The 15,938-nt window shown below is 70.4% G+C and carries 16 protein-coding genes; 13 read left to right on the forward strand and 3 right to left on the reverse strand.

Translation table 11 applies throughout. The features are described from left to right. Positions 1-5: 5 nt before the first annotated feature. Entirely contained in the window at positions 6-581 is a 576-nt protein-coding gene (locus O6P37_RS11620; protein ID WP_269894222.1) for a hypothetical protein, read from the reverse strand. Positions 582-639: 58 nt separating this feature from the next. Here O6P37_RS11620 and O6P37_RS11625 point away from each other — a divergent pair, with 58 nt between their 5' ends. The 7 genes from O6P37_RS11625 (at position 640) to O6P37_RS11655 (ending at position 8,052) form a co-directional block, all read left to right on the forward strand. After that, entirely contained in the window at positions 640-1,479 is an 840-nt protein-coding gene (locus tag O6P37_RS11625; RefSeq protein WP_269894223.1) for a DUF3097 domain-containing protein, read from the forward strand. Positions 1,480-1,536: 57 nt separating this feature from the next. Continuing rightward, the gene (locus O6P37_RS11630; RefSeq protein WP_269894224.1) at positions 1,537-2,871 is read left to right on the forward strand and encodes a replication-associated recombination protein A; all 1,335 of its coding nucleotides are present in this window, start codon (positions 1,537-1,539) and stop codon (positions 2,869-2,871) included. 98 nt (positions 2,872-2,969) lie between these two features. Further along, positions 2,970-3,335 carry an ArsR/SmtB family transcription factor gene (locus O6P37_RS11635; RefSeq protein ID WP_269894225.1) on the forward strand — a complete coding sequence of 122 codons (366 nt, stop codon included), beginning with the start codon at positions 2,970-2,972 and terminating at the stop codon, positions 3,333-3,335. Then, positions 3,332-3,805: an SRPBCC family protein gene (locus O6P37_RS11640; RefSeq protein ID WP_269894226.1), complete on the forward strand. Its 474-nt coding sequence runs from the start codon at positions 3,332-3,334 to the stop codon at positions 3,803-3,805. Before O6P37_RS11635 ends, O6P37_RS11640 begins: the two co-directional genes overlap by 4 nt. A 271-nt stretch (positions 3,806-4,076) precedes the next feature. Next, positions 4,077-5,144: a type III polyketide synthase gene (locus O6P37_RS11645; RefSeq protein WP_269894227.1), complete on the forward strand. Its 1,068-nt coding sequence runs from the start codon at positions 4,077-4,079 to the stop codon at positions 5,142-5,144. Positions 5,145-5,147: 3 nt separating this feature from the next. Next, complete coding sequence (locus tag O6P37_RS11650) at positions 5,148-5,651, forward strand: isoprenylcysteine carboxyl methyltransferase family protein (protein ID WP_269894228.1); 504 nt, start codon at positions 5,148-5,150, stop codon at positions 5,649-5,651. Between the two features lie 112 nt (positions 5,652-5,763). Continuing rightward, the gene (locus O6P37_RS11655) at positions 5,764-8,052 is read left to right on the forward strand and encodes an MMPL family transporter (protein ID WP_269894229.1); all 2,289 of its coding nucleotides are present in this window, start codon (positions 5,764-5,766) and stop codon (positions 8,050-8,052) included. A gap of 31 nt (positions 8,053-8,083) precedes the next feature. Here the strand turns inward: O6P37_RS11655 and O6P37_RS11660 are convergent, their stop codons facing one another. Beyond that, on the reverse strand, positions 8,084-8,416 hold the full coding sequence (locus O6P37_RS11660) for a GlsB/YeaQ/YmgE family stress response membrane protein (RefSeq protein ID WP_269894230.1): 333 nt from the start codon (positions 8,414-8,416) through the stop codon (positions 8,084-8,086). Between the two features lie 127 nt (positions 8,417-8,543). Between O6P37_RS11660 and O6P37_RS11665 the strand changes: the two genes are divergently transcribed. The 6 genes from O6P37_RS11665 to O6P37_RS11690 all read left to right on the forward strand — a co-directional run bounded on the left by O6P37_RS11665 (position 8,544) and on the right by O6P37_RS11690 (position 14,781). Further along, positions 8,544-8,945: a secondary thiamine-phosphate synthase enzyme YjbQ gene (locus O6P37_RS11665; protein ID WP_269894231.1), complete on the forward strand. Its 402-nt coding sequence runs from the start codon at positions 8,544-8,546 to the stop codon at positions 8,943-8,945. 127 nt (positions 8,946-9,072) lie between these two features. Further along, complete coding sequence (gene alaS / locus O6P37_RS11670; RefSeq protein ID WP_269894232.1) at positions 9,073-11,772, forward strand: alanine--tRNA ligase; 2,700 nt, start codon at positions 9,073-9,075, stop codon at positions 11,770-11,772. 4 nt (positions 11,773-11,776) lie between these two features. Then, entirely contained in the window at positions 11,777-12,301 is a 525-nt protein-coding gene (gene ruvX / locus O6P37_RS11675) for a Holliday junction resolvase RuvX (RefSeq protein WP_269894233.1), read from the forward strand. Then, complete coding sequence (locus tag O6P37_RS11680) at positions 12,294-13,544, forward strand: endolytic transglycosylase MltG (protein ID WP_269894234.1); 1,251 nt, start codon at positions 12,294-12,296, stop codon at positions 13,542-13,544. The genes ruvX and O6P37_RS11680 overlap by 8 nt, the downstream gene beginning before the upstream one ends. A 10-nt stretch (positions 13,545-13,554) precedes the next feature. Beyond that, entirely contained in the window at positions 13,555-14,337 is a 783-nt protein-coding gene (locus tag O6P37_RS11685; RefSeq protein WP_269894235.1) for a shikimate dehydrogenase, read from the forward strand. 15 nt (positions 14,338-14,352) lie between these two features. Next, positions 14,353-14,781: a prepilin peptidase gene (locus O6P37_RS11690; RefSeq protein WP_269894236.1), complete on the forward strand. Its 429-nt coding sequence runs from the start codon at positions 14,353-14,355 to the stop codon at positions 14,779-14,781. A 76-nt stretch (positions 14,782-14,857) separates the two neighbouring features. On the opposite strand, the gene O6P37_RS11695 is transcribed toward O6P37_RS11690, so the two are convergent. Continuing rightward, the gene (locus O6P37_RS11695; RefSeq protein WP_269894237.1) at positions 14,858-15,838 is read right to left on the reverse strand and encodes an NAD-dependent epimerase/dehydratase family protein; all 981 of its coding nucleotides are present in this window, start codon (positions 15,836-15,838) and stop codon (positions 14,858-14,860) included. Between the last annotated feature and the right edge of the window lie 100 nt (positions 15,839-15,938).

Here is a 15,938-nt window from a genome sequence, read left to right on the forward strand (position 1 = left end):
GCGCCTCAGGCGGTGTGGCGCAGATAGGCGCGGCCGCGGGGCGACAGGCGGTAGCCGACATCGAGGCTGATCGTCAGCCCGAGGCCTTTGAGCTGACGCACCCGCCGCTTGAAGCGCGGCACGTCCAGGCCGACCCGGTCGGCGAGATCCGGTGCGCGCACCGCCTCGTTGGCGCCGATCATCTCCAGGTACTGCCGGGTCCAGGGTGTTCCCGACGCGTCCCAGCGCGTCAGCCGCGCTCTGATCGCCGCCACGTCGTCGGGGGTCAGCCGGTCGTCGGCGGCCAGGTCGGGCCGTTCGTCGGGCGCCAGGTAGGACACCGAGATCAGGTAGGTGTGCGCGGCCGGCCTGCGGTCCAGCTCGGCCTGCGCGGTCCGCGCGTCCGCGAACCCGGCGGCGCGGGCCTGCGCCGCGGTGACCCGGTACCGCGCCGGGCGCTCGACCACACCGTCGATGCGGATGGTTCCCGCCGGTGTGCGCTGGGTGCCGCCCACCTTCGCCCGCGGCGCATCCCACCGCCGCAGCACCAGCGTGATCGTGCCGTCGGCGATGCCCCGCGCGGTGGCCTGGTTGATCAGCACGCCGGTGATCGTATGTCGCAACCGGAGATCGGGGCCCCGCGTTCCTAGGATCAGCCGGGTGAACGATCGCTACGGCCCCGACATCCTCGCCCGTGACCCGCACAGGTCCAAGCGTGTCCTGTCCACCGAACAGCCCGTCGAGCGCGACATGGTGGTGGAGGACGCGCAGAGCGGCTTCGTGGGCGCCGTCGTGCGGATCGAGAGGGGGCGGGTGGACCTCGAGGACCGTAACGGTCGCGTCCGGTCCTTTCCCCTCGGGCCCGGTTTCCTGCTGGAGGGCAAGCCGGTCATCCTCACCGCCCCGCGCGGCCCGGCGGCCGTGCCCGCCCGCACCGCGTCGGGGTCGGTGGCCGTCCCGAAGGTTCGGGCGCGCACCGCGCTGGCCAGCCGCATCTACGTGGAGGGCCGCCACGACGCCGAACTCGTCGAGCAGGTGTGGGGTCACGACCTTCGTGTCGAGGGCGTGGTCGTCGAGCACCTCGGCGGCGTCGACGATCTGGCCGCGATCGTGGCCGACTTCGCGCCCGGCCCCGGCCGGCGCCTCGGCGTGCTGGTCGACCACCTGGTCGCCGGGTCCAAGGAGTCCCGCATCGCCGACGCGGTGCGGCGCGGGCCGGGAGGGGCGCACACCCTCGTGGTCGGCCATCCCTACATCGACATCTGGCAGGCCGTGAAGCCGGCTCGGCTCGGGGTGACGGCGTGGCCCGACGTGCCCCGCGGCGTGGACTGGAAACACGGCGTGTGCGACGCGCTCGGGTGGCCGCACGACTCGCAGGCCGACATCGCCGGTGCGTGGCGTCGGATCCGCGGCCGGGTACGGGACTGGACCGACCTCGAGCCCGCGCTGATCGGCCGCGTCGAGGAGCTGATCGATTTCGTGACCCAGCCGGCGGGCTAGCGGCACGGGTTCATGCGCTGACGCCATGGCGTCCGACGGGCGTGGTATGCCTGAAGCGTGTCCGACGGCCTGTTCGACGTGTCCGACGGCGGCGCGCCCGTCGACCGGCCACCCGGCCGCCCCGCGCCGGCGTCGCCACTGGCCGTGCGCATGCGGCCGGCGAGCCTCGACGAGGTCGTCGGCCAGCAGCACCTGCTTCAGCCGGGCTCGCCGATGCGCCGCCTCGTCGAGGGCTCCGGCGCGGCGTCGGTCATCCTCTACGGCCCGCCGGGCACCGGCAAGACCACGCTGGCATCGCTGATCTCGCAGGCCACCGGCCGGCGCTTCGAGGCGCTGTCGGCCCTGTCGGCGGGGGTCAAGGAGGTGCGCGCGGTCATCGACGTGGCGCGCCGGGCCGCCGCGCACGGCGAGCAGACGGTGCTCTTCATCGACGAGGTGCACCGGTTCTCCAAGACCCAGCAGGACGCGCTGCTGTCGGCGGTCGAGAACCGGGTGGTGCTGCTCGTCGCGGCCACCACCGAGAATCCGTCGTTCTCGGTGGTGGCGCCGCTGCTGTCCCGGTCGCTGATCCTGCAGTTGCAACCGCTCACGCCCGACGATGTCCGCACGGTGGTGCGCCGCGCCGTCGATGATCCGCGTGGCCTCGCCGGCGCGGTCGAGGTCACCGAGGACGCCGTCGACCTGCTGGTGCAACTGTCGGCAGGCGATGCCCGCCGGGCGCTCACCGCGCTCGAGGTGGCAGCCGAGGCGGGTGAGCGGGTCACCGTCGAGACCATCGAGCAGTCGCTGGACAAGGCGGCGGTGCGCTACGACCGCGACGGCGACCAGCACTACGACGTCGTCAGCGCCTTCATCAAGTCGGTGCGCGGCTCCGACGTCGACGCTGCGCTGCACTACCTGTCGAGGATGCTGGTGGCGGGGGAGGACCCGCGGTTCCTGGCGCGCAGGCTGATGATCCTGGCCAGCGAGGACATCGGGATGGCCGATCCGACGGCGCTGCTGACGGCCGTCGCCGCCGCGCAGACGGTGCAGCTGATCGGTATGCCGGAGGCCCAGCTGACGCTCGCGCACGCGACGGTGCACCTGGCGACCGCGCCGAAGTCGAATGCGGTGACGACGGCGCTGGGCGCGGCGATGGGCGACATCCGCGCCGGCAAGGCGGGAATGGTGCCTCCGCACCTGCGCGACGGCCACTACTCGGGTGCGCAGAAGCTGGGCAACGCCGTGGGCTACCGTTACGCCCACGATCATCCGGACGGCGTTGTGCCACAGCAGTATCCGCCGGATGAGCTGGTCGGCACCGACTATTACCGGCCGACCGCGCGTGGGGCCGAACGCGAGATCTCCGGGCGGTTGGAGCGGCTGCGCGCCATCATCCGCAAGAAGCGCTGAACGCCGCTTCCGGCGCAATCGAATCCACTCTTGACACCCCCCACCGTCGCGCTTAACCTCGTAATCAACCAATTCATTGATCAAGCGTGAGGTTGATAATGGCGGGCGGCGAGGACGACCGGTTGAACCGGGCGTTCCTGGCGCTGGCCGACCCGGTGCGGCGGGCGATCGTGGCCCGCCTCTCCAGGGGACCTGCCACGGTCAACGAATTGGCCCAACCGTTCGACATCACCAAACAAGCTGTCTCGAAACACATTCAGGTGCTCGAATCGGCGGGGCTGGTCACCCGGACCCGCGACGCTCAGCGTCGTCCCGTCCATCTGGACGCCGCCGCCCTCGAGCGGCTGACTGCCTGGATCGACACCTACCGGCTCAACGCCGAACGCAGCTACCGCCGGCTGGACGACGTGCTGGCGGGATTGTCCGAAGAGAACACCGACACCGAAAGAGGAAACACATCATGACGAAGGCACTCGAACTCAACGCCCCGGTCGACACGCTGGCCATGGAATTCACCCGGGACTTCGACGCCCCGGTGCAGGCGCTGTTCCGGGCGCACGCCGAGCCCGAGCTGGTCCGGCAATGGCTCGGGCCGCACGATGTCGAGATGACCATCGACCGCTGGGAGTTCCGTACCGGCGGCGGCTACCGGTACCTGCACAGCGACGGCGACGGGGAGTACCGGTTCAACGGGGTGTTCCACACCGTTCGCGACGGCGAGCTGATCATCCAGACCTTCGAGTACGAGGGCTTTCCCGACAGCGTCAACATCGAGTACCTGTGGTTCGAGGACCTCGGCGGAAACCGCAGCCGGCTGCGTGGCCGGTCGATCTGCCCGACCACCGACGCCCGCGACGGGCTGCTGTCCTCGGGCATGGAGCGCGGCATGACCGAGGGCTACGAGCGGCTGGACGCGGTACTGCCGACGCTGTGAGATCGCTGGATTGATATTTGGTCGGCTCACAGTGATCCGCCCTTCGGCGTCCATTCATCGCACAGAATTCGAAGCGTGCCTGTGAATTGGCGTTGAGGGCCTGTGTGGCGGTGGGATAATTGCCAGGAAACCTCCTTCCAACTGGACTTATACACCCGATTCGGCACATCTTCGATCGAGTGTAGGAAAATTCACGGCCGGCCGAAAAATGGACTAATAGCGGGAAATTGCCGTTACACATCCCATGACCGATACTGCAATTTCCGAAACAATGGACGCCACCGCTTTTCCCGGTGCACCGCATATTGCCGGCACGGCGATGGCGTTCACGCCCTACCGCTACACACAGGACGAGGTGGCCCGCGAGCTCACCGACTTCACCGACACCGGATTCGCCCGCTTCGCACGCACCAGCGGTGTCGAACACCGCAACCTGGCGCTGCCGATCCAGCGATACCCGGAGCTGAGCGGATTCACCGAGGCCAACACCGCCTATGTCGAGGTGGCGACGGAACTCGGTGAGCGCGCTGTCCGCACGGCGCTGCACGCCGCGGCCATCCGGCCCGACGAGGTGGACCTGATCGTGTGCGTATCGAGCACCGGCGTCGCCGTGCCCACCATCGACGCCGCGATCAGTTCCCGCATCGGATTCCGGCCCGACGTCAAGCGCGTACCGCTGTTCGGACTCGGTTGCGTCGCCGGTGCGGCAGGTATGGCGCGCGTGCACGACTACCTGCGCGGATACCCCACGCACGTCGCGGTCCTGCTGTCGGTGGAGCTGTGCTCGCTGACGCTGCAACGCGACGACGTCTCGATTCCGGCGCTGATCGGGGTGTGCCTGTTCGGCGACGGAGCGGCCGCCGTGGTGGCCACCGGCGCACGCCGGGCAGGCGCGGCCGCACAATCCGGGCCCCGCGTGCTGCGCACCCGAAGCAGGCTGTTCCCCGACACGGCCGACGTGATGGGCTGGAATGTCAGCGCCAGCGGCTTCCAGCTGGTGATGTCACGCGACGTGCCGAGAATGGCGGCCGACCATCTCGGCGACGAGGTGACCCGCTTCCTCGCCGACCACGGCCTTAACGTCTCCGACATCTCCACGTGGATCTGTCATCCGGGCGGGCCCAAGGTGCTGGAGGCGATCCAGGATGCCGTCGGCGTCCCTGCCGAGGCGCTGCGGCACAGCTGGGACTCGCTGCGCGACAACGGCAACATCTCGTCGGCCTCGGTGCTCGACGTCCTGGGCCGCACGGTCGCCGAACGGCCGCCCGAAGGATCGCTCGGTCTGATGCTCGCCATGGGCCCGGGTTTCAGCTTCGAACTGCTGCTGCTGAGCTGGTGAGCCATGGCGTATCTGGTGTTCATCCTCGTGATCGCGGCCGAGCGGCTGGTCGAGCTCCTGGTGGCCCGCCGCCACGCCCGCTGGTCGATCGCCAACGGCGGCAGGGAATTCGGCCGCCGGCACTATCCGGTGATCGTCGCGAGCCACGCACTTCTGCTGGTGGCCTGCCTCGTCGAGGTGTACGGCGGGAACCGCCCGTTCATCCCCTGGCTGGGCTGGCCGATGGTCGCCGTCGTGGTGGCGAGCACCGGCGTCCGGTGGTGGTGTGTGGCCACGCTCGGCAGGCACTGGAATCCGCGGTTGATCGTCATTCCAGGCGCTCCGCTGGTCCGTCGCGGCCCGTACCGCTGGCTGCACCATCCGAACTACACCGCGGTCGCCGCAGAGGTGGCGGCTCTGCCGCTGGTGCACTCGGCATGGCTGACCGCGATCGTGTTCACCGTCGTCAACGCGCTGGTGCTGACCGTCCGGATCCGGGCCGAGAACCTCGCCCTGGGATACGCATGACCCGCGCGACGGGGACGAAAAGGCAGGCGGCCGAGGGGAGCCCACCGATCAGGCGCGCCTTCGGGCAGGATGTGCCGGTGCACAGCGCATCGCGTACCGGCGCCGGACCGGTGTGACCTTGGACGTACGCCATCCGGGCGTCCTGGCGGGCCTGGCCTGTGCTGCCATCGCCGCACCGCGGCGAATCCTCGTCATCGCCGTGCTGACGCTGGTCGCAGCCGGCATCTTCGGCGTCCCCGTCGCGGGCAAGCTCGCCGCCGGCGGGTTCCAGGACCCCGGCTCCGAATCGGCAAGGGCCGCCGAGCTGTTGACCGAACGGTTCGACAGGGGCGACGCACAACTGCTCATCACGGTGTCCTCACCGGACGGTGCGCGCAGCGCCGCCGCCACCTCCGTCGCCAATGACGTCGAAGCGAAGCTCCGCAGCTCACCCGACGTCGCGTCGGTGACCTCGGCCTGGACGGCGCCGGGACCAGCCGCGGCCCGGATGTTCAGCGAGGACGGCCGGTCCGGGCTGGTGATCGCGGGGGTGACCGGTGGCGAGAAACAGGCCGACGGCAACACCGCGGCCCTCGTCGACGCGATCGGCGGCGAGAGCTTCGAGCGCAACGGGGTGAGCGTGCGCGCCGGTGGTGTCGCGATGGTCAACGAGCAGGTCACCGCACAGTCCCAGCGCGATCTGCTGCTGATGGAGTCGATCGCCATCCCGTTCAGTTTCCTTGTGCTGGTGTGGGTGTTCGGCGGACTGCTGGCCGCCGCGCTGCCCCTGGCCGTCGGGGTGATCGCGATCGTCGGCGCACTGGCGGTGCTGCACGCCATCACATTCGCCACCGATGTGTCGATCTTCGCCCTCAACCTCTGCATGGCGATGGGTCTGGCCTTGGCGATCGACTACACGCTGCTGATGATCAGCAGGTACCGCGACGAACTGGCGGACGGCGCACATCCCGACGAGGCCGTGCTGCGCATGATGATGACCGCCGGCCGCACGGTCGTCTTCTCGGCGACGACGGTGGCGCTGCCGATGGTCACCATGGTGCTGTTCCCGATGTACTTCCTCAAGTCGTTCGCATACGCCGGTGTCGCGACCGTGGTGTTCGCGGCGGTGGCGGCGCTGGTGGTGACCCCCGCGGCCATCGTCCTTCTCGGTGATCGCATCGACGCGATGGACGTGCGTCGCCTGGCGCGCGGCATCCTCCGCCGCGGCGACCCGGCGCCGCGGCCTGTGCAGCGTCAGTTCTGGTATCGGTCAACGCACTTCGTGATGCGGCGGGTGATCCCGATCGGACTGGCAGGGATCACGTTGCTACTGGTGCTCGGCGCGCCGTTCCTGGGTGTCCGCTGGGGTCTGCCTGACGACCGGGTGCTGCCCGCCTCGTCCTCCGCGCACCAGGTGGGTGACCAGCTGCGCGACGGGTTCGCCGACGACCCGGCGACCGACGTGACCGTCGTGCTGCCGGATTCCGGCGGGATCACCCCCGACGAACTCGGCCGCTACGCCGCCGAACTGTCCCGCGTGGCCGACGTCACGGCGGTGTCGGCGACGGTGGGCACCTTCGTCGACGGCCGGGCGGCAGGCCCGCCGACGGCGGCCGCCGGTGAGCGTGACGGCAGCGCGTTCCTCACCGTCGCCACCGATGCGCCGCTGTTCTCCGACCGCTCGGAACAGCAGCTCGACCGCCTGCAGGAGGTCGCCGCGCCCGGCGGCGGGCAGGTCCAGCTGGCCGGGGTCGCACCGTCGAACCGCGACAGCGTCAGGGCCATCACGTCCCGGTTGCCGATCGTGCTCGGCCTGATCGCGCTGTCCACCTACTGCCTGCTGTTCCTGTTGACCGGCAGCGTGGTGCTGCCACTGAAAGCCGTTGCCCTGAACATCCTCTCGCTGACCGCGGCGTTCGGCGCGATGGTGTGGATCTTCCAGGACGGCCACCTCGGCGCCTTCGGCACCACTCCGACGGGGACCGTGGTCGCCAACATCCCGGTGCTGCTGTTCTGCATCGCATTCGGGCTGTCGATGGACTACGAGGTCTTCCTGATGTCGCGGATCCGCGAGTTCTGGCTGGCCTCCGGGCGCACGGCGGCCGACGTCACCGAGAGTGTCGCGCTCGGGCTGGCGCACACCGGCCGCGTCATCACCGCGGCCGCTGCGGTGATGTCGATCTCGTTCGCCGCGCTGATCGCGGCGAACGTGTCGTTCATGCGGATGTTCGGTCTGGGACTCACGCTGGCGGTGCTGGCCGATGCGACGCTGGTCCGGATGATCCTGGTGCCCGCCTTCATGCGCGTCCTCGGCCACTGGAACTGGTGGTCGCCCGGACCTCTCGTGCGGTTGCACGACCGGCTCGGACTGCGCGAAGGACCACCGGCCGCACTGGCAGCGGGCAAAAAAAGTCCCGGCTGACCGTAGCCAGCCGGGACCGAGTGCGAAGAGGTCAGCGGAACATGGACCGGCGACGGCCACCCAGCGCGCCGCCACGGCTGCCACCCATGACGCCGGTACGGCGACGTCCCATCAGTGCGGCGACCAGGGCCACGCCGAGCGCGGCGACGATGACCTGGACCAGGAGTTCCAGCCAGTCGATCCCATTCGTCGCGGTGGGGATGCCGATCGCGCGGGCGACGGCGGTGCCGATGAACGCCGACACGATGCCGACGAGCACGGTGATCAGGAATCCGATCGGCTGGCGGCCGGGTAGCGCCAGGCGGCCGAGAACGCCGACCACGACGCCGATCAGGATTGCGGTGATGATGCCGGTGGGTGTCATTTCTCCTCCAAGGGGAAGTGTGGCTGGAGCTGAATTACCCTTGGCCCGCAGAAAATAAACGCGAGCGTCAAACGACCCCGCGCGGCGCTGGTGGAGGCCGCGCCCGACGGCTCGTAGGCTCGATGGCATGGACACCGATGTACTCGACGTCGACACCACACGCCGCCGCATAGTCGACCTGACCGACGAGGTGCGCGCGTTCTGCGGCGACCACGGTGACGGCCTGTGCAACATCTTCGTCCCGCACGCGACCGCAGGCGTGGCGATCATCGAGACCGGCGCGGGCTCCGACGACGACCTGATCGACACGCTGGAGGCGCTGCTGCCGCGCGACGACCGGTACCGGCACGCGCACGGCTCACCCGGGCACGGCGCCGACCATGTGCTGCCGGCGCTGGTGGCCCCGTCGGTCACGGTCCCGGTGCAGGGCGGCCGCCCGCTGCTCGGCACCTGGCAGAGCGTGGTGCTCGTCGACCTGAACAGGGACAATCCGAAGCGCTCGGTGCGGCTCAGCTTCCTCGGCGCCTGAGCCGGGGCCCGGCAGGGCGGCTGCGTCGTCACGGGGTTCGGCGGGCCGGTGGGCCGGCACCGTCGACCGGTACTGTGGTGCGGTCGATTTGTTCGCGACCACGACTACCAGCAAGGACAGCAGGAACGTGCAGACACACGAGATCAGGAAACGCTTCCTCGATCATTTCGTGAAGGCAGGTCACACCGAAGTGCCCAGCGCTTCGGTGATCCTCGATGACCCCAACCTGCTGTTCGTCAACGCCGGCATGGTGCAGTTCGTGCCGTACTTCCTCGGCGCGCGGACCGCGCCGTGGGACCGTGCGGTGAGCATCCAGAAGTGCATCCGCACACCCGACATCGACGAGGTCGGCATCACCACCCGGCACAACACCTTCTTCCAGATGGCCGGCAACTTCTCGTTCGGCGACTACTTCAAGAAGGGCGCCATCGAGTTCGCCTGGACGCTGCTGACCAACCCGCAGGACCAGGGTGGTTACGGCCTCGACCCGGAAAGACTGTGGGCGACGGTCTATCTCGACGACGACGAGGCCATCGCGCTGTGGCAGGAGGTCGCGGGCCTGCCGCTCGAGCGGATCCAGCGCCGCGGGATGGCCGACAACTACTGGTCGATGGGCATCCCCGGACCCTGCGGGCCGTCGTCGGAGATCTACTACGACCGCGGACCCCAGTACGGCGTCGAGGGCGGCCCCGAGGCCAACGAGGACCGCTACATCGAGATCTGGAATCTCGTGTTCATGCAGAACGAGCGCGGCGAGGGCACGTCGAAGGAGGACTTCGAGATCCTCGGCCCGCTGCCGCGCAAGAACATCGACACCGGCATGGGCGTCGAGCGGGTGGCGTGTCTGCTGCAGGACGTCGACAACGTCTACGAGACCGACCTGCTGCGCCCGGTGATCGACCTCGTCGCGGGCATCGCGCCGCGCGGCTACGGGGCGGGCAGCCACGCAGACGACGTGCGATACCGGATCATCGCCGACCACAGCCGCACCGCGGCGATCATCATCGGCGACGGCGTCAGCCCGGGCAACGAAGGCCGCGGCTACGTGCTGCGGCGGTTGCTGCGGCGGATCATCCGCTCGGCGAAACTGCTGGGCGTCGAACAGCCGGTGATGGCCGACCTGATGACCACGGTGCGCGACGCGATGGGTCCGTCGTACCCCGACCTGGCCGCCGACTTCGACCGCATCCAGCGCATCGCCGTCGCCGAGGAGACCGCGTTCAACCGGACGCTGGCCTCGGGCTCGCGGCTGTTCGACGAGGCCGCCCGCAGCACCAGGGCGTCCGGCGCCACGGTGCTGTCCGGCAACGACGCGTTCACCCTGCACGACACCTACGGCTTCCCCCTCGAGCTGACCCTGGAGATGGCCGCCGAGGCCGGCCTGAGCGTCGACGAGGAGGGCTTCCGCGGCCTGATGGCCGAGCAGCGCCGGCGCGCCAAGGCCGACGCCGCCGCGCGCAAGCAGGCGCACAGCGACCTGTCGGCGTACCGGGAGCTGGTCGACGCAGGGCCGACCGAGTTCACCGGATTCGACGAATTGTCCACCGAAGCAACGATTCTCGGCATCTTCGTCGACGGCCGCCGGGTTCCGGTGGTCACCCACGCCGGCGACGGCGACATTTCGCCGGGGCGCGTCGAGTTGGTGCTCGACCGCAGCCCGTTCTACGCGGAGTCGGGTGGGCAGATCGCCGACGAGGGAACCGTGACGGGGACGGGCGCGTCTGCGACGTCGAAGGCGGCGGTCACCGACGTGCAGAAGATCGCCAAGACGCTGTGGACGCACCGGGTGAACGTCGAATCCGGCGAGTTCGTCGAGGGTGACACCGTCGTCGCCGCCGTCGACCCGCGCTGGCGGCACGGCGCCACCCAGGGACATTCGGGCACGCACATGGTGCACGCCGCACTGCGCCAGGTGCTCGGCCCCAACGCCGTGCAAGCGGGATCGCTGAACCGGCCGGGTTATCTGCGCTTCGACTTCAACTGGCAGGGCGCGCTGACCGACGACCAACGCAGCGAGATCGAAGAGGTCACCAATGAGGCGGTCGAAGCCGACTTCGAGGTGCACAGCTTCACCACCGGACTCGAGCGGGCCAAGGCGATGGGCGCGATGGCGCTGTTCGGCGAGAACTACCCCGAGGAGGTGCGCGTCGTCGAGATCGGCGGACCGTTCTCCATCGAGCTGTGCGGCGGCACCCATGTGCGCAATTCGGCACAGATCGGTCCGGTCACCATCCTCGGCGAGTCGTCCGTCGGCTCCGGGGTGCGCCGCGTCGAGGCCTACGTCGGCCTCGACTCGTTCCGCCACCTCGCCAAGGAGCGGGCGCTGATGGCCGGCCTCGCATCGTCGCTGAAGGTGCCCTCCGAGGAGGTGCCCGCCAGGGTCGCCACGCTGGTGGAACGGCTGCGGGCAGCGGAGAAGGAACTGGACCGCATGCGGCTCGCGAACGCGCGCGCCGCCGCGGCGAACGCCGCCGCCGGTGCTGATCTTGTCGGTAAGGTGCGTGTCGTGGCGCAGCGGATGGCCGGCGGGATGTCGGCGGCGGATCTGCGCAGCCTCGTCGGCGACATCCGCGGCAAGCTGGGCGCCGAACCGGCCGTCGTCGCACTGGTCGCCGAGGGCGACAACGACACCGTGCCGTTCGTGGTGGCCGTCAACCCGGCCGCACAGGATCTCGGCCTGCGTGCCGACGACCTGGTCAAGACATTCGGTGCGGCGGTCAACGGCCGTGGGGGCGGCAAGGCCGATCTGGCGCAGGGTTCCGGTAAGGGGGCGGCGGGGATCGACGCGGCGATGGCCGCGTTGCGCGCCGAGATAGGCCGGAGCTGACTTGGTGGCCGACACCGATCACCGGCTCCCGGATCGGCCCGGGGCAGCGGGCGGTGACCCCGATCCGGGTCGCGGCCGGCGCATCGGCATCGACGTCGGGAGCGTGCGGATCGGCGTCGCCGTGAGTGACCCCGACGCGATCCTGGCCACGCCGGTCGAGACGGTGACGCGTGACCGCCGCCGCAAGGACCGTCACCTGCGACGGCTGACCGAGCTGGTCGGCGAGTTGGCGGCGGTCGAGGTGGTGGTGGGCCTGCCGCGTACGCTCGCGGACCGGACGGGTCCGGCCGCCCAGGACGCGATCGCGCTCGCCGACGAACTGGCGCGGCGCGTGTCGCCGGTACCGGTGCGGCTGGCCGACGAACGGCTCACCACCGTGTCGGCGCAGCGTTCGCTGCGCGAGGCAGGGGTACGGGCGAAAGGGCAGCGGGCCATCATCGACCAGGCCGCCGCCGTGGGAATTCTGCAGAGCTGGCTGGATCAGCGGCGCGCGGCCCTGGCGGCGCCCGGAGAGGGCGTGGATGACTGAGAACTGGAACGGCCGGAGCAGGGCGGAGCCGGTGGCGGTTGGGCCGCCACGGAGCCGGATGAGCCGGTCCGACCGGATGCGCGCGGACCGCATCCGGCGCAAGCGACGCGTCGCGAGGGCATTCACCCTGGCGCTGCTGGTCGTCGTGATCGTCGGCGCGGTGTTCCTCGGCTCGAAGCTGTGGCACGGCATCTTCGGCGGCGGCGGGGAGGACTTCGCCGGTGACGGTGTCTCCGACGTCGTGATCCAGGTCCAGGACGGCGACTCGACGACGGCGATCGGCGAGACGCTCGCCGAGAACAAGGTCGTCGCGACCGTGCAGTCGTTCGTCAACGCCGCGGCGGGCAACTCGGCCATCTCGGCGATCCAGCCCGGCTTCTACAAGCTGCGCACCGAGATCTCGGGCGCCAGCGCCGTCGAACGCCTCGTCGACCCGGGCAGCCGGGTCGGAAAGCTGGTCATCCCGGAGGGCCGCCAGCTCGACGACGTGCGCGACGTCAAGACCAACGCCGTCACCGAGGGCATCCTCACCCTCGTCTCCAAGGCCACCTGTGTCGACCTCGACGGCGCCGAGCGCTGCGTGGCCGCCGACGAACTGCGCCAGATCGCCGGTTCGGCGCCGCTGTCCGCCCTGGCCGTGCCCGAGTGGGCCGTCCAGCCGGTGACGGCGATGGGTGCCGACCACCGTCGCATCGAGGGCCTGATCATGGCCGGGGCGTGGAACATCGACCCGTCGGCCACACCGACCGAGATCCTGTCGACCCTGATCGGCGCGAGCGCCACGCAGTACGCGCAGGCGGGCATCCAGGAGACCGCGACGGCGATGAACCTGTCGCCCTACCAGGTGCTGACCGTGGCCTCGCTGGTGCAGCGCGAGTCCAAACCGGAGGACTTCGCGAAGGTGGCCCGGGTCATCTACAACCGGCTGGCCGAGAACCGCACCCTGGAATTCGACTCCACCGTGAACTACCCGCTGGACCGGATCGAGGTGGCCACCACCGACGGCGACCGGGCCCAGGGCAACCCGTGGAACACCTACGTGCGGCCGGGACTGCCCGCCACGCCGATCTGTTCACCGAGCCGACCGGCGCTGGTGGCCGCCGAGCAGCCCGCCCCTGGTGACTGGCTGTACTTCGTGACCATCGACATGCAGGGCACCACCCTGTTCACCCGCGACTACAACCAGCACCTGGCCAACATCGAACTGGCGCAGCGCAACGGTGTGCTCGACTCGGCACGGTAGCTCCGACGAGGTGCGCCGGGCCGCGGTACTGGGCTCGCCGATCGCGCACTCGCGGTCGCCGCAGGTGCACCTGGCCGCCTACCGGGCGCTCGGGCTGGACAGCTGGACCTACGACCGGATCGAGTGCACCGCCGATCAGCTGCCCGAACTGGTGGGTGGCCTCGGTGCCGAGTGGGTGGGCCTGTCGGTGACCATGCCGAACAAGTTCGCGGCGCTTCGGTTCGCCGACGAGCGCACCGAGCGCGCAGACCTCGTCGGCTCAGCCAACACCCTGGTGCGCAGCGGCCGGGGCTGGCGGGCCGACAACACCGACGTCGAGGGGATCATCGGTGCGCTCGGCAGCGCCTCAGGTCACGCGATGGTGCTGGGGTCCGGGGGCACCGCCCCTGCCGCCGTGGTGGCGCTGGCGAGCCTCGGTGTCCGGCGCATCACCGTGGCCGCGCGCAGCGAGGACCGGGCTGCGCCGCTGGTGCGGCTGGCCGCCAGATGCGGGGTGGCGGCGCAGTGGTGCCAGCTGATCGGCGAGCGGGTGGCCGCCGCGCCCGCCGACGTGCTGGTGAGCACGATCCCGGCCGATGCCGCCCGCCCGTACGCGGTGGATCTCGCGGGCACGCCGGTGCTGCTGGACGCCATCTACGATCCCTGGCCGACGCCTTTGGCGTCGGCGGTCGCGGCCGCCGGCGGCCGGGTGGTCAGCGGGCTGGAGATGCTGCTGAACCAGGCCTTCGCGCAGGTCGAGTTGTTCACCGGGATGCCGGCGCCCAAAGAGGTGATGAGGGCCGCGCTGCGCTGACCTTAGCCTCGACGGATGGGGGCGGGGGTTCTGGTGGCTGCCGCATGCTGGCTGGTGGCGTTGTCGATCTGCGACATCCGGAAGCGGCGGCTGCCCAACGCGTTGACGCTGCCCGGCGCCGTGCTGGTGCTCGCGGCCGCCGTGCTCGCCGGCCGTGCGGGGCCCGCCACGCTGGGCGCCGCCGCGCTGTTCGCCTGCTACGCCGCGGTCCACCTGGTGTCACCGGCCGCGATGGGTGCCGGTGACGTCAAGCTGGCGCTCGGCGTCGGCGGTCTCACCGGTGCCTTCGGGCCCGACGTGTGGGTGCTGGCCGCCCTGACGGCCCCACTGCTGACTGCCGGGTGGGCCGTGGTGGCGCTGCTGCGCCGGCGGGGATCGACGGTGCCGCACGGTCCGGCGATGTGCGCGGCGACGGCCGCCGCCGTGACCCTCGCCGTCCTGTGATTTCGGCGTGATCGCGAGCGTTGAGCGCGCGACATCACGCCGAAATCGCTGGTGGTCGACCGCGCGGGGGCGCGGCTCAGGGGGTGAAGACCCCTGCGTGGTAGCCGCTTTCGGCATATGGCTTGGAGCCGACGATGCGACTCCACGGAGTGGCGACGTCACCGGTGGCCGCCACCGTCTCGGCGATCGCATCGAGGTCATAGCGCGGCCGCCAGCCGAGGTCGCGGCGCGCCGCGGTGTTGACGTACACCCGGTCGAGCCGCGAGGGGAACCGCCAGCCGCGATCGGCCCACACCTGGGCGGTCCGCGGCGCTCGACGGGAGAACACCGCGGCCGCCTCGGTCCGCAGCTGCGGCAGATCGTCGGGAGTGAACGGCGTGGTGGCCGAGACGACGTACCGGGCGAAGCCGAGTTCCGGTGCGCGCTCGGAGGCGAGCAGATGCGCGTCGATCGCGTCGTCGAGCGCCACCCGCCGCGACGCGTACTCGTCGGCCTTGACGTTGGCATCGCACCGGCCCTCGTGCGCGCCGGGGCTGTCGTCGGATTCGGGGAAGAACCGCGCCACGCGCAGTACGACACACGGCAGCCCCTGGTTGCGGGCGGCCAGGTGGCACAGGTCCTCGGCGGCGGCCTTGGTGGCGCCGTAGATGTTCTTCGGCACCGGTGTCACCGACTCGTCGATCCAGGCGGCGGGCGCTCCCGGAGCCGGGATCAGCGCGTCGCCGAACACCGTCGTCGACGACGACATGACGAACGCCCGCACTCCGGCGGCGGCGGCCGCGTCGAGCAGGGTGAGGGTGCCGGTGACGTTGGTGTCGACGAACGTCTGCCGGGGCAGGAACGCGATCTGCGGCTTGTGGAGGGTCGCGGTGTGCAGCACCGCGGTCACGTCGCGCATCAACTCGCCGACGAGTCCGGCGTCGGTGATGGACCCCACCACATCGGTCCATGCGGACGGCCGCTGGTCGAGCCCGATCACGTCGCCGTCGCGTTGCCGCAGCGTGCGCACCAGCGCCTCGCCGAGGTGACCTGAGCTTCCGGTGACGAGCGTGCGCACCGCTCGACTGTGCCATGGCGGTGCGGCCGCCGGCACCAGGATTTCGGCGACCGAGGCGGTCGGCTACGCGCCGTGGATCGGCGAATTACGTCCGGGAAAC

Origin of the sequence: Mycobacterium hippophais (genome assembly GCF_027529605.1) — a bacterium.
GTDB classification, from domain to species: domain Bacteria; phylum Actinomycetota; class Actinomycetes; order Mycobacteriales; family Mycobacteriaceae; genus Mycobacterium; species Mycobacterium arseniciresistens.

Bases quoted from the DNA above. Each gene is read 5' to 3' on its own strand.
- O6P37_RS11635 (WP_269894225.1), top strand. From the start codon at position 2,970: ATGGCGGGCGGCGAGGACGACCGGTTGAACCGGGCGTTCCTGGCGCTG.
- O6P37_RS11640 (WP_269894226.1), top strand. From the start codon at position 3,332: ATGACGAAGGCACTCGAACTCAACGCCCCGGTCGACACGCTGGCCATG.
- O6P37_RS11645 (WP_269894227.1), top strand. From the start codon at position 4,077: ATGGACGCCACCGCTTTTCCCGGTGCACCGCATATTGCCGGCACGGCG.
- O6P37_RS11650 (WP_269894228.1), top strand. From the start codon at position 5,148: ATGGCGTATCTGGTGTTCATCCTCGTGATCGCGGCCGAGCGGCTGGTC.
- O6P37_RS11660 (WP_269894230.1), bottom strand. From the start codon at position 8,416: ATGACACCCACCGGCATCATCACCGCAATCCTGATCGGCGTCGTGGTC.
- O6P37_RS11665 (WP_269894231.1), top strand. From the start codon at position 8,544: ATGGACACCGATGTACTCGACGTCGACACCACACGCCGCCGCATAGTC.
- O6P37_RS11680 (WP_269894234.1), top strand. From the start codon at position 12,294: ATGACTGAGAACTGGAACGGCCGGAGCAGGGCGGAGCCGGTGGCGGTT.
- O6P37_RS11690 (WP_269894236.1), top strand. From the start codon at position 14,353: ATGGGGGCGGGGGTTCTGGTGGCTGCCGCATGCTGGCTGGTGGCGTTG.